This is a genomic window from Vibrio sp. 10N.222.55.C6 (assembly GCF_041473395.1).
Classification (GTDB): domain Bacteria; phylum Pseudomonadota; class Gammaproteobacteria; order Enterobacterales; family Vibrionaceae; genus Vibrio; species Vibrio crassostreae_C.
In genome coordinates this window covers 75,716-90,992 of record NZ_JBFRSD010000034.1, presented here as the reverse complement: position 1 = coordinate 90,992, position 15,277 = coordinate 75,716, and the positions used below count along the sequence as shown (strand labels likewise).

The 15,277-nt window shown below is 41.6% G+C and carries 14 protein-coding genes and 1 pseudogene; 8 read left to right on the top strand and 7 right to left on the bottom strand.

The genetic code is table 11. The annotated features are described in order from the left end of the window. The first annotated feature begins 40 nt into the window (after positions 1-40). A complete protein-coding gene (locus tag AB4486_RS18390; protein WP_372118070.1) occupies positions 41-1,516 on the top strand; it encodes an aerolysin family beta-barrel pore-forming toxin in 1,476 nt (491 codons plus the stop codon). Positions 1,517-1,622: 106 nt separating this feature from the next. Here the strand turns inward: AB4486_RS18390 and AB4486_RS18385 are convergent, their stop codons facing one another. After that, positions 1,623-2,258, bottom strand: coding sequence for a LysE family translocator (locus AB4486_RS18385; protein WP_017058961.1), 636 nt, complete (start codon positions 2,256-2,258; stop codon positions 1,623-1,625). Positions 2,259-2,554: 296 nt separating this feature from the next. On the opposite strand from AB4486_RS18385, the gene AB4486_RS18380 reads away from it, so the two are divergent. Further along, positions 2,555-4,027 (top strand): carboxypeptidase M32, encoded by a 1,473-nt coding sequence (locus tag AB4486_RS18380; protein ID WP_372118068.1) that lies wholly within the window; start codon positions 2,555-2,557, stop codon positions 4,025-4,027. 356 nt (positions 4,028-4,383) lie between these two features. On the opposite strand, the gene AB4486_RS18375 is transcribed toward AB4486_RS18380, so the two are convergent. The 3 genes from AB4486_RS18375 to AB4486_RS18365 form a co-directional block, all read right to left on the bottom strand. Beyond that, the gene (locus AB4486_RS18375; protein WP_372118065.1) at positions 4,384-4,746 is read right to left on the bottom strand and encodes a hypothetical protein; all 363 of its coding nucleotides are present in this window, start codon (positions 4,744-4,746) and stop codon (positions 4,384-4,386) included. 295 nt (positions 4,747-5,041) lie between these two features. Beyond that, positions 5,042-5,458, bottom strand: a complete 417-nt coding sequence (locus AB4486_RS18370; RefSeq protein ID WP_372118063.1) for a hypothetical protein — start codon at positions 5,456-5,458, stop codon at positions 5,042-5,044. 531 nt (positions 5,459-5,989) lie between these two features. After that, on the bottom strand, positions 5,990-6,268 hold the full coding sequence (locus AB4486_RS18365; protein WP_017063787.1) for a hypothetical protein: 279 nt from the start codon (positions 6,266-6,268) through the stop codon (positions 5,990-5,992). Between the two features lie 391 nt (positions 6,269-6,659). On the opposite strand from AB4486_RS18365, the pseudogene AB4486_RS18360 reads away from it, so the two are divergent. From AB4486_RS18360 to AB4486_RS18340, 5 genes and pseudogenes are all read left to right on the top strand, one after another. Beyond that, a pseudogene (locus tag AB4486_RS18360) lies at positions 6,660-6,926 on the top strand (carboxypeptidase M32); the annotation flags it as partial. Positions 6,927-7,390: 464 nt separating this feature from the next. Further along, positions 7,391-8,596 carry a DUF1611 domain-containing protein gene (locus tag AB4486_RS18355; protein WP_372118060.1) on the top strand — a complete coding sequence of 402 codons (1,206 nt, stop codon included), beginning with the start codon at positions 7,391-7,393 and terminating at the stop codon, positions 8,594-8,596. Then, complete coding sequence (locus tag AB4486_RS18350) at positions 8,593-9,729, top strand: alanine/ornithine racemase family PLP-dependent enzyme (protein ID WP_372118059.1); 1,137 nt, start codon at positions 8,593-8,595, stop codon at positions 9,727-9,729. The genes AB4486_RS18355 and AB4486_RS18350 overlap by 4 nt, the downstream gene beginning before the upstream one ends. Beyond that, entirely contained in the window at positions 9,686-10,051 is a 366-nt protein-coding gene (gspS2, locus tag AB4486_RS18345) for a type II secretion system pilot lipoprotein GspS-beta (RefSeq protein ID WP_016788065.1), read from the top strand. Before AB4486_RS18350 ends, gspS2 begins: the two co-directional genes overlap by 44 nt. After that, a complete protein-coding gene (locus tag AB4486_RS18340; RefSeq protein WP_065584872.1) occupies positions 10,052-10,282 on the top strand; it encodes a hypothetical protein in 231 nt (76 codons plus the stop codon). A 164-nt stretch (positions 10,283-10,446) separates the two neighbouring features. Here AB4486_RS18340 and AB4486_RS18335 read toward each other — a convergent pair whose 3' ends face one another. Beyond that, complete coding sequence (locus AB4486_RS18335) at positions 10,447-11,043, bottom strand: tyrosine-type recombinase/integrase (RefSeq protein WP_016792302.1); 597 nt, start codon at positions 11,041-11,043, stop codon at positions 10,447-10,449. 1,218 nt (positions 11,044-12,261) lie between these two features. On the opposite strand from AB4486_RS18335, the gene AB4486_RS18330 reads away from it, so the two are divergent. Then, positions 12,262-12,735, top strand: coding sequence for a GNAT family N-acetyltransferase (locus tag AB4486_RS18330; protein ID WP_004734802.1), 474 nt, complete (start codon positions 12,262-12,264; stop codon positions 12,733-12,735). Positions 12,736-13,226: 491 nt separating this feature from the next. On the opposite strand, the gene AB4486_RS18325 is transcribed toward AB4486_RS18330, so the two are convergent. After that, a complete protein-coding gene (locus AB4486_RS18325) occupies positions 13,227-14,231 on the bottom strand; it encodes a metal-dependent hydrolase (RefSeq protein ID WP_372118056.1) in 1,005 nt (334 codons plus the stop codon). 227 nt (positions 14,232-14,458) lie between these two features. Beyond that, on the bottom strand, positions 14,459-15,268 hold the full coding sequence (locus tag AB4486_RS18320) for a sulfite exporter TauE/SafE family protein (RefSeq protein ID WP_372118053.1): 810 nt from the start codon (positions 15,266-15,268) through the stop codon (positions 14,459-14,461). Positions 15,269-15,277: the final 9 nt, after the last annotated feature.

Genomic DNA, 15,277 nt, shown 5'->3' with positions numbered 1-15,277 from the left:
CATTATCAAAATAGAAAAATTACAAATGAGGGAATTGTTAATGATCACAGTAAACAGAAGTCTCTTAGCAACCGCAGTGTTGTCTGTTCTATCAACCGGTGTAAATGCGAAGATTTACCCAGACCAAATAGTGTTTGACCAACTTGGTGAAGATGTCTGTCGCTCTGGTTATCGTCCTATAGACCGTTATGAAGCAGAAGAGCAGAAGAGTACTTTGGTCGCTCGCATGGGCACTTGGCAGATCACCGGGTTAAAAGGAAACTGGGTAATCATGGGGCCGGGTTATCATGGCGAAATTAAGCAATCAAGCAGTGGGTCAACGTTCTGTTACCCAAACAACGACCAATCTGAAATCCCTAACTATTCCGCCAAATCGGTTCAGGAAGGCAGCGAAATCGATGTTCAGTATGAATTAGTGAACAACCGTAACGACTTTGTACGCCCATTAAGCTACTTAGCCCACAACCTAGGTTACGCTTGGGTTGGCGGTAATAACAGTCAGTACGTGGGCGAAGACATGACGATAAAGCGCTCTGGCAACAGTTGGGTAATACAAGGAAATAACAATGGCTCTTGTAGCGGCTATCGCTGTGATGAAAAAACCAAAATCACCGTCGACAATTTTGCCTACACCGTTAACGACGACAACTTTTGGCATGGTGATGTTGTCGAGTCGGATCGTGAACTAGTGAAAACGGTTTACGCGACGGCAAGAAACAACAGCAACATCGCGCAACAAGTGGTGGTAGACCTAAAAGTAGACGAATCAACAAACTGGTCGAAAACGAACAGCTACGGATTCTCACAGAGCGTTCAAACAGAGAACACCTTCAAGTGGCCTTTGGTTGGCGAAACTAAGCTCACCGTTAAGTTCGAGGCTAACCAAAGCTTCGCTGAAACAAATGGCAACTCCACTAGCGAACAAGTAACACTTCAAGCTCGTCCTATGGTTCCTGCGAATTCGGAGCTACCGATTCGAGTTGAGCTGTATCGTTCAAGCATCTCTTACCCGTACCGATTCAACGCCGATATTAGCTACGATGTTGAATTCAACGGCTTCCTTCGTTGGGGTGGCAACGCGTGGCACTCTCATCCAGATAACCGCCCGTACAAGGCTCATACCTTCACCATGGGCCGTGGCAGCAGTGAATCTGCCGACATTCGCTACCAATGGGATCACCGTTACATCCCAGGTGAAACTAAATGGTGGGATTGGGGCTGGGCGATTAAAGAAGCTGGCTTATCAAGCATGCAATACGCGACTGGCGGAAGCTTACGCCCCTTCCACTCTTACGTGTCTGGAGATTTCTACGCTGAATCTCAATTTGCAGGTACTATCGAAATTGGACAAGCAACACCAATTACTAACAATCTACGCAGCAAAAGAAGTACTGATTCCGTCAACGAATCTACTGAGCGCATTGGCGACATCGAAGTTACCACCAACTTTAACGCCGATGAGTTGAGTGACTTAGGTTTCAAAGGTGCTGAGATGAACATTAGCGTCGTTGAATAACTGCGCTGTAGAATAAGATCGGTACAAAGATCTACCAGTAATAAAGCACAAAGCCCACGACACATCGTGGGCTTTCATATATTCATGTTCAACTGAAAACGGTGAACTACACAGGCTCTTCCATCAGAAGCTTAACACCCAGCCCAACCAGCACCATGCCCGTCACGCCTTCCATCCACTTCATAAAACTCGCGTTTTTGAGCAAATTTTTAGCCGAGTTAAGCGCGCCAGCCAAACCACATTGCCATACCATCGCAATCATAAAGTGTACCGAAGCCATCAACATAGATTGCAATAAAGGCGAACCTTCAGGGTTTACAAATTGAGGTAAAAAGGCCAGATAGAAAACTGCTGTTTTTGGGTTAAGAACGTTAGACAGAAAGCCTTCACGCAAAGAACGCTTTGCACTGTAAGCCTGCTGAGCTTGTTCTCCGACCTTCAAACCGCCACCGTTTTTCATCAACGCTCGCAAACTGCTTAAGCCAAGCCAGATGAGGTAAACCGCACCTACCATCTTAACGGCTTGAAAGAGTTCAGCGGATTGGGCGAGGATTGCAGATATACCCACAGCAGAGAAAAACGCGTGTACATACAAGCCGCTACAAATACCAAAGCTCGTCATACAACCGTCAGCTAAGCCAGAGCGGCTAGTATTGCGAATCACCAAAGCCGTATCTAAGCCCGGCGTTAGCGTTAAAATAGTGATGGCAATTAGAAATGCCTCAAAGTTCAAAATATCCATATCATTGTCATTTTTGTTCAGCGATCTATCATCAATACCGTGTATCTGAACAATTCGCAAGCAACAATTGCCACCAGCTATACAACTCACTGATTTTGTGCACAATAGAACAGTTTGATTTGTTAAGAAATAGTAAATTCAAGGCATCGTACCGCCTCATGCTTTTCTCGCTATATCTTCGACTGCGAAGGTCGGCGTCATTAAAAAGCAAAGCCATAATCAAAGTACACGAGATGAACCTTAACGCTGACGCAGCCCTAAGGATCATTTAAAGAAACCAAATTAAGAGTAGTCAAATGAGCGCATTCAAAAAACTAGTCGAACACTCTCAAAAATGTTCACGCTTTCAACACCTAGCTTCTATTTGTGGTTGGGACCAAGCTTCAATGATGCCAGCAGGTGGTAACCAAGCTCGTAGTGAAGCGATGGCCGAGCTTTCTGTTCATATTCACGGCTTAATGACTCAACCACAGCTTGGGGATTGGATTGCAGACGCTGAAAATGAAGCGCTGAACACTGAGCAACAATCGTCACTTCGTGAAATAAAACGCCAGTGGCAACAAGCAAACCTACTTCCAGAAAAACTGGTTGAAGCGAAATCTCTATCGGGTTCAAAATGTGAACATGCGTGGCGTAGCCAACGCGGTAACAACGACTGGGTTGGATTCGAAAAGAACTGGCGTGAAGTGGTTGAGCTTTCTCGTGAAGAAGCGCAGATTCGCGCAGACGCAGCCAATCTAACGCCTTATGATGCGATGCTGGATATTTATGAACCGGGCACCAGCTCTACTTCACTTGATACCCTATTTGCAGACGTTAAAACTTGGCTTCCAGGTTTAATTGATGAAGTGATCGAAAAACAATCGAGCGAGCAATTTAACGCACCATCAGGTATCTATTCGACCGAGAAACAGAAAGCACTGGGTTTAGAAGTCATGAAGCTGCTTCAGTTCGATTTTGAACACGGCCGATTGGATGAAAGTGTTCACCCATTCTGTGGCGGCGTGCCTTCAGACGTGCGTATCACAACACGCTATGACGAAGCGGAATTCGTTCAAAGCTTAATGGGTATTGTGCATGAAACAGGCCACGCACGTTACGAACAAGGCTTACCAAAACACCTAGCAGGACAACCAGCGGGGGAAGCTCGTTCTATGGGCATTCATGAATCTCAATCTTTATTCTTCGAGATGCAAGTCGGCCGCAGCGACCCGTTCATTGGACACTTAGCGAACTTGGCTGGTCAGCAATTCTCAGGCTCAGAATTTGAGAAAGAAAACTTCCAGAAGATCTACACGCGCGTGAAGAAAGACTTCATCCGTGTTGATGCCGATGAACTGACCTACCCTGCGCACGTTATCCTGCGTTACGAGATTGAGCGTGACTTGATCAACGGCAAGATCAAACACACTGACGTGCCAGAGTTATGGAATACCAAGATGCAGTCTTACCTTGGTTTAAGCACTCAAGGCAACTTCACTAACGGCTGTATGCAAGACATCCACTGGACAGACGGCGCATTTGGTTACTTCCCATCGTACACATTAGGTGCGATGTACGCGGCGCAGTTCATGGCTTCAATGAAGAAAACGGTAGATATAAACTCTGTGATTGAAAGCGGTGACCTATCCCCTATCTTCACTTGGTTAGAATCAAATATTTGGAGCAAAGGCAGCCTGCTGACCACTGATGACTTGGTGAAAGGTGCAACGGGCGAAACCTTGAATACGCAATACTTCAAAGACCATTTGAGAAGTCGTTATCTGTAGATAAAACGCCCAACTACATTGAAGGTTTCTAATTGCAGAGCTTGCTGTGTAAGTAGAACCAAGCTGAAAAAAGCATAGTACAAGTATTGTAAGTCAAAAGTCACAATTATGGCTGAAGGGTAGCTTTGGTTCTAACTAGAAAAGGGGCACTTCTGAGTTACGAAGTGCCATCTGTGAAGGTTCTGGACACTTATTAGCTAGTGCTTTTGCTAATTTAGCAAACCATCAATAACTACAGGTATTGCAAATCAAGTTGTGGGTAGCTAGCGCGAGCAGTGAACTCGCGCTAGATCGAAGGACTGATTATTGTTGTGCGCATTAAGTGACGTAACGTTAAATAATACGATTAGAAAGTATTAGCCCGTAAACTCTTCGTATTTTTCTATTAGTAATTCATAGTTCCTCTTTGCAGCGTTGTACTGCTCATCAGGGAACAAAGTTTGGGGGTACTTTTGATCTGAAAATTGAATCTTTCTTGCGCTTTCATCTAAGTAAAGACTTCGAACAAACCGAACGCATGAATAGAAAACTGAATCGGCATATCCGCGCAGGACTTCATCCCCTAAGTTCATTCTTAGAAAATCACGAGCGTAGATATACATATCAACAATTTCCTTTGTAAAGCATGAATACTCCTCACTAAAAGCTATCATGTCATCCTGCAATCGACGCTCAAGCAACTGAATTGCATCATCATTATGTTTTGATTGTATTTCCACCTAAAACTCCCATTAAATTCAAATGAAATGAATTTATACCATAATTTAAAATCTACCGTTTTCTGCTATACAGACTTTAACTCACTGGTTTCTTGAAGCTTTGTTGCAAGGGTGTGCATTAAGTACTGTTGCGTTCAATAAACCACATACTGGACAATTATACATTTCACGAGGATCTAGGCTTTTCAGTCCCAACGAAAAGCCTGTGCAGCATTCTTCAGCAACCTGTCTGATCTGAGAGCCTCAGAGCAGATACATCGTATACATGCAATTTTAACAAGTCGCTCGCTCTTAACTATATCAATTCTAAATCTGAAGCCTTTTTATCAATTAACTTCGAGCAAAGTGAAGTGACTAGCTTAACGGCAGCTAGTGGGCCTTGCTCTACTAGAGTTTCTTTAAATTTGTCAACCATACCAGTCTTCTTTAAGTCTGCTGAAAACTGATGTCCCTGGGCCGTTAAACGAATGGGTACATAATGAGGTTTATATGTTTCTCCAAAACGCTGAACACCCAAATTCTTTGGCCCAGACAGTGGTTCGATAAGATTTAAGTCATTTAACAACTCTAAATAAAAAAGAAGAGTTTTTAACTTATCTTGAGATGTAGGGTCAAAGAACTCAGAAAACTCAGGATAATTAAGCTTGAAATCAGGCACACAGTCTTCTGCGGCTACTAGAAACTTTTGAATATACTCATAATCAATCGACATATAGAAAACCTCTTTTATTTAAAATAAAGCAGTGGAGTAACCATATGTAATCTAGCACTTTTTTATCGTTATGTTGCTTAAGAACGCGTCAAACGAATGAGTTCAAGCCTGAAAATTTAAAATAGATACTCCCGTGCATGCACGATGTACTTACTGTTACAGCTCCATGCGGAGTTGACATTCATCCACAAAATAAAAGTGCCAGATCGTTGATAGACATGTCGAATTTACCCCGAGATACATCACGAGGGTTCACAACTAACAGCAATTTAAGAATAGATAACTTTTAGTAGGGCAAAAGCCCATGAACAGGATGTGAATGAGTAAAAGTACTAACACCGAATGGGGCAGTTCTGAGCTAGCAGGCACTTTGCAAGAAAAGCGCCACGAGTAAAACTTCAGGCTTATGAAGCCTCTGGACATTTCCGTTTTAGCAAGATTGCCAATTAAGCAAAGCATGAATTATTAAAAGGATAGAAAAAGTCGCTTACGTGATTGTCAGGGATCATTAGACCACTACAACTTCAATTGTCAGTTATAACTAAAACGGCACCTAGCCTTTGAGCAAAAAACCCTATATAACTCATCCCCACCTTCATGCTCTCTTACTCGAAAGAAAAAAATACTCTTCCCTCCCTCCTCATACGCGAGAGCTAGCTCAGCATCATCTCTTATCAAACCTTCAGCTACTAAGTGAACTTCTAATGCATCGAGTGCTTTTTCTTCTAAGGCTTTATCGTGAATTGGTTTAAAACCTCCAAATGAAAGGGAAGAAAAAAAAAGAGCAAAAACAAAAAAAACAATTCGCATAACTATTCCTTTTTTATTAGTTCAATACTAATTCCAGTTTAGTAAGAAATTAAGATTGTCGCAGCAGTGAAACTAAATAGATAGCTCTCGTTTCATGCAATTAAAGTCGGAGTTCATCATTCTTATTATGGTAAATGGGTAAATTAGCTACCAAAAACAACCCTCAGACCGCCTCAAACGCTCTCAGCGAGGATTTTGGGCTTGTTCAAGGCTATGCTCATACTACCTTGTATGTGTGTGACTCTTTCAGTGCGATTTACAGAGCAAAAACTAGCGAATTCGTTTGAGTCAAGAACTGTACTCTGCCCCCACTTTTCGTACTTTGTGAGTTAAGTCGCCCCGTTAGCAAGAATTTGGACAGCCGCAACTACCTTAAAATGCAGGTCACATTCTCCACTGGACGGACGGCGCATTCGGTTACTTCCCACCTTACACATTAGGTGCGATGTACGCGGCTCAGTTCATGGCTTCAATGAAGAAAACAGTGGATGTGAACTCAGTGATTGAAAGCGGTGACCTATCCCCTATCTTCAATTGGTTAGAATCGAACATTTGGAGCAAAGGCAGCCTGCTTACTACTGATGATTTGGTGAAAGGCGCAACCGGTGAAACCTTGAATGCGCAATACTTCAAAGACCACCTAAGAAGCCGTTACCTTGAATGGAAAAAATTGATAGAGGCTGATCAGTTTATTGATTCAGCCTTTTTAATCACATTTTCAAAACATACTTAGATTGATTTGAAGGTTTTATCCCTTCATCGAACTTAACAATCACGGAAGATTCTGGTACCTACTAGCACGAAATTGGACAAAAACGCGTTAAACTCAAAACTCTAATTCACTTAACTAATATTAGAAAAAGTATCTTGAAACCTTAAAGCTGAGAGGTTGATACGGCGACGTTGAACAATGAGTCTTAGATCTCTAATCAATCACGTTAGTATGGGTGAAGCCTGAAAGTGATAGACTTAGAAAGCGTATTAATAATAATCAACAAAAGTCTGGTGAGTGTGTTACCTTGGTTGTTATCCCTACCGCTTAGTGGGGACTTCTTTTCTTTTCCGAACTCACATCTCGGCACTCCTTAGTTGCCCTCCTAAGCCTCACCGCAGGCTTTAATTATGTCCATTTCAACCCAAAAGTTAAGAAACATCTTCAAACTCACTAGAATTGAAAATGTAGAAATCAACAACGATGTACCCCATTTCGCACCTTGGTTACCACTTGCTCAGAAAGTAAAACCTGTCATCCCTTCTGCGATTATATATTGCGAAGGTAATTTTGGTAAAATTGATGGTAAAACCGCTAATGGGTTAGTGAGACATTCGTTAAGCTATCGTATTCTATCGGTTATTGATAGTGAGTCTGCTGGCTTAGATGCTGGTGAAGTTCTTGATAACAAAGCCAATGGAATACCTATCCTTGCTAATGCTGAAGAAGCTATCATTCACGCAGAAAGCATTCCTGATTACTTCATTTTTGGCATTGCGCCATCAAGTGGCTTTTTATCTGACTTAGATAAAAGCATAATTTTAAATGCCATGTCACTAGGAATGAACATCGTAAATGGCTTACATGAATTCCTAACCGATGATCCTCTATTTTTAGAAGCCAGCTTAAAGAATAACGTTCGAATATTCGATACTCGCAAACCCAAAAATAAAGGCGATCTGAAAACGTTTATCGGGAAAATACACAACGTTAAATGTCCGAGAATTGCTGTCATGGGGACGGATTGCGCGCTAGGAAAACGAACAACAGCAACAATATTAACGAATGAACTGACTAAAAAAGGCCTTAACGTCGTTCTGATTGCCACCGGTCAAACAGGCATTATGCAAGGCGCACAATACTGCGTTGCACTCGATGCTGTTCCTTCACAATTTTGTGCCGGTGAGTTGGAATCTGTCATTGTACAGGCCTATGAAAAAGAAAACCCGGATCTGATTATTATTGAAGGGCAAGGAGCCTTGAGTCACCCTGCGTTTTCAACCAGCGCTTTTATCTTACGTGGCAGCTGTCCAACGGGTGTGATACTGCAACATGCCCCTAAACGTTTATATCGTAGTGATTTTCCTGATTGCCCAATGCCTTCGATTGCCTCAGAAATCAATCTTATCGAAACGTTTTCTAATACCAATGTTATTGGACTAACACTGAATCATGAAGATATGTCGTTGGATGAAACACGCAGTGTGATAGACAGTTACACTGCCGAATTTGGTCTACCTGTTACTGATGTCTTGTCACAACCTGTCGAACATCTGTTGCACATCGTAACGTCAGCTTTCCCTATAATAGAAAGTAAACTGGCCGAAAAAGGGTGAACTACCCTAGGTTAGACATCGATTGTGGGAAAGTTCACCATAACGCTCAATTCCTGATTACTCAGCTCTCACTGAAAAATATATCCGTTACGCCTGTAACAAAAGCCTTCCTCGGCCACCCTATCATCGCACAAGTTCTTATTGATGCTGGCGCAACAATGTTAGCCGATTCAAGAATCGAAAATCTTCAAAAGATGACTGAATCTGGCATTGCTATCCCTAAAATGCTCATACGTACACCCATGCTAAGTCAAGTAGCGAGCGTAATAAAATACAGTGATATGAGTTTAAACTCTGAAGTTGAAGTGATTAAGAGGCTTTCACATGCAGCGGAACAACAAAATTGCCGTCACGATATTATTATTATGGTTGAGCTTGGCGATCTCAGAGAAGGTGTGATGCCCCATCATATTATTGATTTTATCCGAGAAGTTATTTCTTTACCGAACATCACGATAAAAGGAATTGGTACGAATTTAGCCTGTCGGTATGGTGTCGCTCCAGATGATCAAAATATGAGTATTCTTTCTGATCTTGCCGATGGAATTGAAGCTACATTTGGGATCAGTCTAGAAATTATTTCAGGGGGTAATTCTGCTTCAGTTAACTGGGCTCTTCAGAGAACAGGCTTAACTCGAGTCAATAACCTTCGTATAGGAGAAGCCATTTTTTTAGGCTGTGAGCCTTTAGAGCACGAAAATATCAAAGGCTTACATACGGATGCGGTTTCTTTGACCGCTGAAGTGATTGAATCCAAAATTAAACCGACTTTGCCTTGGGGAAGTCGGGGGTTAAATGCTTTTGGTGAAAAAGAAAACCTTCAAGATAGAGGGGAGGTATCGCAAGCTATTCTGGCATTAGGCCGCCAAGATGTTTGTGTCGGCGGGCTTAAGTCTCCGAATGGGATTAAGATCATGTCTTCAACTAGCGATCACCTTGTCCTTGAATCCTCACAGAAACCACTACTTGTAGGGGAAAAAGTCACATTCAGTTTAGATTACAGTGCGCTCTTATCTTCTATGTCTTCACGTTATATCCATAAATATTTTAAGGCACCTAAAGGGAGAAGAAAGGAAGAAGGAGCGCATAATGCTACGAACAACTGTAATTCTCTTCGTCAGTGTCATGCTTAACGGTTGTCAGATAAGCCCAATAAAATCTAATGGACTTGCCGATTATAGAGCGACAGTTATTTCAAGCCAACTTCCACAAGAGTTAGGCTCAATCACACTCGTAAATGCACAGTCAGAGGGCGATAGTGTCACTCTTGTTTTCGTAAAAAAGAAAACTTTGAATATGGACCGATTAGTAGAAAAAGTCGCCGTTAGTTTTTGTGACAACATCGAAATAAGACCACTATTAGAGAGTGGGATCTCTTATCGAATCATTACCTTAGGAAAAAATGAGAAAGTAGAAAGCCTTAACGTCATTTCTCTAGCTAAGTGCTCTAATTGAATGCTTAGCAGTCGAATGGATAAAAGCCAATACGAGTTGTTCAATGTACTCAATGACACTATTTTATTGAGGTTTGACCGCCTTACGCCTTGGGAAAAAAACTTTATCACAGAGTTACACCATAAGGTCGTAACTAGACAACTCATTTCAATTAAACAAAAACAGCTTGCTTTAAGAATTTCAATGAAAGCCTATAAATCAAAGAAGAAAAACGCGCGTTCCAACGTTTAATTTAAGCTTGTGTATACCTAATCTGTTTAAGGCCATCTAAACCTTGGACAGATTAGTAGTATTTGCACTTAATGTATTGAAAATAATCAAGTGTAGCGGTGAATGGGTAACAACTTTCAGCGTAATAGCAATTGAAACACCTAAGTATTTAGGTTCCTTTTCGATTAACACTCAGTACCTTCTGAAAGCAACAATGCATCTTCTAATTCAACCCCAAGATAGCGGATTGTATTATCTACCTTGGTATGACCAAGTAGTAGCTGCACCGCTCGGATATTTTTCGTTTTTGCGTAGACTAACGTCGCTTTTGTTCGCCTCATCGAGTGAGTGCCATACAAGTTAGGATCCAACCCCAGATTAGAAGCCCATCTCCTCACTAAGTATCGATAGTACGAATAGCTAATCGGTTGTTGCTTTCGCCTTTGGCTTGGGAAAATAAAATTGCTGTCATGTAGCGAAGCCATCAAAATCCATTTCATTAGACTCTGTTGAGTTCTTGTCGTTATCTCAAATTGAACTTCAATATCTGTTTTGCGCTGGATATGCTTAACGCGGTTAAATATCCTATCTTGCGAAGATACATCGCAAACTCTGAGAACGAGCAAATCACTTGCTCTAAGTTTGCTATCAATAGCTAAGTTGAGCAACGCAAGCTGCATCAAATTATTTTCAATTTCTAATCTGGTTCTGATCCGCCAAATTTCCTCAAGCCGAAAAGGCTTTTTGACGCCACTTCGTTTCGTTTTGTTGAAAACTACCATGATGACCTCCTTTTTAATTTGGTCATCACGATTGTAGTTGGAAGGAAATGGACAAAAGCGTGTCAGTGATTTTACTAATTTAGTAAACAATGAATTACTACAAGTATATAAAGTCGTTTAATCAACTTCCATGAGTGATGTCAATCTGAGTGATATGTCGGCCAAGCACAGCATTTTTGTGAATCGTTGTATTTTTATCACAGGTTTATCCAATACAGTCCCGCTTTAGACGTAAGAAGCTACGCTGCTATCAATTCATTAGGAGCAACATCTTATGACTATTAGATAAAACCGACATTAACGTTGAACTTTATGAAAACAATACATCAAGGTTTGAACTGGCAACTTAATAAATACGCTTTCATTATGTAATGATTTTACTTACAAAGTCATACTGTCATAGACAAAAGATTCCGCAATAATACGTCAAATGGTATGAGTTAAAACTTATATGGCGGTTCGTATCATTGGTGTTAAGTTTGGCTACACCAATTACGCAAACTAAAAAAATAGTGCAGAAAAGCTTTCGATAACATTAGCTTCAATATTCCAGGGCTGTGTCTATTTTTGCATTGCGATTGGCCATCTTCGATAACATCAAGATGTGGCCTACACTAAAACTTCAGGGTAACCAGCACTCTTTCTTTAACGCTTACCGAACTAGTTGTCCAAATTTAAACAAGTGGACTCGATATGAGAGCAAGTGCGCCTAATGAGAGAGCACTCGTCAATGGAATGAACGTCAGTGTTGAATGCAAAGGCGATAAGATATTGGCCACCATTTTAGCTGATAAGTGATATACAAAATGTAGCTGGCTGAGAACACATTAAAGTTATCTTTAATCACACTCGTCAGCATTCTATCAGGGAGTTTGTTTTGGGTTTTGTGACGGCACTATTGTAAAAATACTATACGTACCCTATTTTTGAATCATCGTGGGCAACGCTTGAAACTAATATTTCTGTCATGGGGGCAGGCAAAAAGGAAACAATAACTTCCATCATCGTTTTTAATTAAGACATACATATACCTTAATTAAAAAAATTGGCGCGTTCTAATATGCGCCAGATAAAGAGATCTATAAGATACTTGAAGAGTCTATGTTAAAAGACAGGAGCAAAAGCGACATTACCATTTTGATAACTCAAGATTAGCTTATCAAGATCCTTACATTGGCCAGTTACTTTTAATGAAACACCTACCCAAGGTAAATAAGCATGAATAAAATTAGCTTTTTAAAAATAAACAATACCATTATCAATGACATTATTGATCTCTCAGTGGAAGAGTCTCAAAAACAACTCATTGCTAACAACGCAGAGTGGCTTGCAGAAGCCAGTTTTAACGACGATAGTATCAACTATGGTATTTACTTAAACAATAAACCTGCGGGGCTAATCTCTCTGATTGACCCTAGAATACTGGACACACACGATGAACACTTTCAAAAGGAGCATTTATATGTATGGCGCGTCATGATTGACCATCGTTTCCAAGGAAAAGGATTGGGGAGTCAAGCGATTAACTTCAGTAAGAAATACGCTTCCATTACCGGTTTAAAAGGCGTCTCCCTGACCACGATGGATAAAGAAAAAGGCAATGCGCTCTCTATTTATCAAAAGCTTGGTTTTATACCAACGGGCAGAAGACTTGATGATGAAATTGAATTAATTTTTGGCTTAAAGGAATGAGTGGATAAACAAGTCAGATGGTGTGTCTGGGACGGCTATTTGGCCGCCTCATTTTATACTTCAACTGTAAAGGTATTGAAGAGTTCATTCAAAAACGCTGACCCCTCGTGCACTCTCACCTCCCCCCGGTCACAGAGTAACCAACAATCAAATTGACTCTTATTCAGTCTCCGTAACCTTTAAAGATCTTGAATCGCTTCGATGAGCTTTTTGACTGGAGTATGGTCTGACTCTATCCTATTGTCCATACTATCTAAATATGCTGACTACCTAGAGTGAAGAAAGAAAATGTGTCGGGCCTTTTCCTAACCATTAGTTTATGTATTGTAAAAATAGATTGCCGATGTAGTTCACTCATCGAAGTGAACACACAATGGGGCATAAATGAGCTATAGCTTCCCCTAAATTAACAATTCAGAGATAACTAAACGTATGGAAAGTCGCTTAACGTAGCATCCAGTATTGACGGTGCAGATCAGTTTAAAACTAGCTCATTTATCGCCAGTAAGCATATCGAAAAAGGTCTGTCTCGATTCTGGCGTGTTGTCTCTATGAGTTTCGTATTTTACATGCGCGTTTGCATCAACTGCTTTTGATAGCTTGATGCTCCATAGTGCTTTCATTTGATTTGGTACAATTGAATATCGGACATCGATAATACGCAGCTCGTCTGTTGGGTCCTGAGCGATATAACCATTTGAAAACCAGCGGAAACGTTCTATGTCTTTGGCTTGTTGAGAGTCCGGGTCAAGCCAAGGTAAATCCCTGCTAACATTCAGCTTCGCAATCGACTCTCCGGGATACGTGCTTACCGATGTGCCAACCCGCACTGCGTCTACATGGTAATGAGCCTCTGTTTCGTACACCACTTTCCAAACCAAGATATTCGCAAAGCTTGGTTTTGCCTCTAATCGAATCGGTGTGTGTTGCCTTTCTTGCGCTAATTGCCACCCAATCGCCTCTGCCCTGTCTCGCTGAATCATCCCTAATGTTGGATAAATTAGCGCCCAAGTAAACGCAACACGCGCTAGCCAAGGCGCTCGTTTTAACGTCGCAAACACAAGCAACACTAGAATGGGAAGCGTATAAACAGGATCGATGATTGATATGGTATTCCAAGAAAAACGCGCGTTGGTGAAAGGCCAAAGTAACTGCGTGCCATAGGTGGTACAAGCGTCTAACAGTGCATGAGTACCATAGCCCAGAGCACAAAACAGCCAACTTTGTTTGAAAGAAAGCCCACGTTTTTTTGCAATCAGGTGATGCAGAACCAAAGCGCAGATCAAACTGCCAATGGGAATAAAGAAGAGTGAATGGGTAAATTGTCGATGAAATTCCAAAGCCAACAAAGGGTCACTTTGAGACTTAATCAGTGCATCCAAATCTGGTGCTAACCCGGAGAGCAGCCCTAATACCCCAGCAACAACCAAATGTTGTTTTTTGCTGACAGATTGTGACAAAGAAACGCCTAACACGCCCTGCGTTAAAGGATCCATAAATCACTCATTGATAGCATTCCGTTGAATCAAACAAAATACATTTAGCTATAGCGGTGAACTGTTCATAACTAAACGGTTTTATCAATATACTCATGTACATAGTTGTATAAGCATAGACCGATAAACAAAAAAAGAGCAGTTATGAAACTGCCCTTTTCTAATTATTGGTGGTTGATCAATTTATTCGTTTTTGTTCTGTATATTCACACTTGAACGATCTTTTATTAACGAGCAACCATGCTTGCTGCGATAACCACCAGCAGTACTGAGAAGATTTTCTTAATCGTTGGAACCGGTAAATGGTTGGTGGCTTTTGCGCCTAACGGAGCCGTAAACCAAGACGTGCACACAATACCCAACAGCGCAGGCAGATAAACAAAGCCAGCAAAGCCATCTGATAGAGCAAAGTGGCTGCTGCCTGAACTGATGTAACCTATCGAGCCAAACAACGCGATCACAATGCCACAAGCCGAGGCACAACCGATGGCCTTTTTCATACCGACAGAGAAGAACGTTAATAGCGGAACCAGCAATGCACCACCACCAATGCCTATCATGGCAGACAAGCCACCCGTAATGGTTGTCAGCACCGTTAGCACGCCCTTGTTTGGCAGTTTTCGTTCCTTAGGTGCATCATTTTTACTGCTTAAGAACATCTTGATCGCAATAAGAACCACACTCACGGCGAACACAATACGAACGACTTTTTCCGGCAACAGAGCCGCCATAAAGCCACTAACCAGTGCACCTAGAGCAACACCGAGCATGATCCAAGGCGCCAGATCCCAAGGCACGTTTCCATTCTTGTGGTGAGCAAGTGCAGAAGAAGTTGAGGTGAACAGTATCGATGCCAACGAAGTAGCGATGGCCGCAACAACCACTTGATCCGCAGGTAGAATCTCTAAGTGAAGTAAAATGCTGCTTAACACAGGAACAATGATCAGCCCTCCGCCAATACCTAACAAACCGGCTAGAAACCCAACACCACTGCCCAGTAACGCACAGTAGAAAATCAACAACAGCAATTCACTCATTTCATCCAT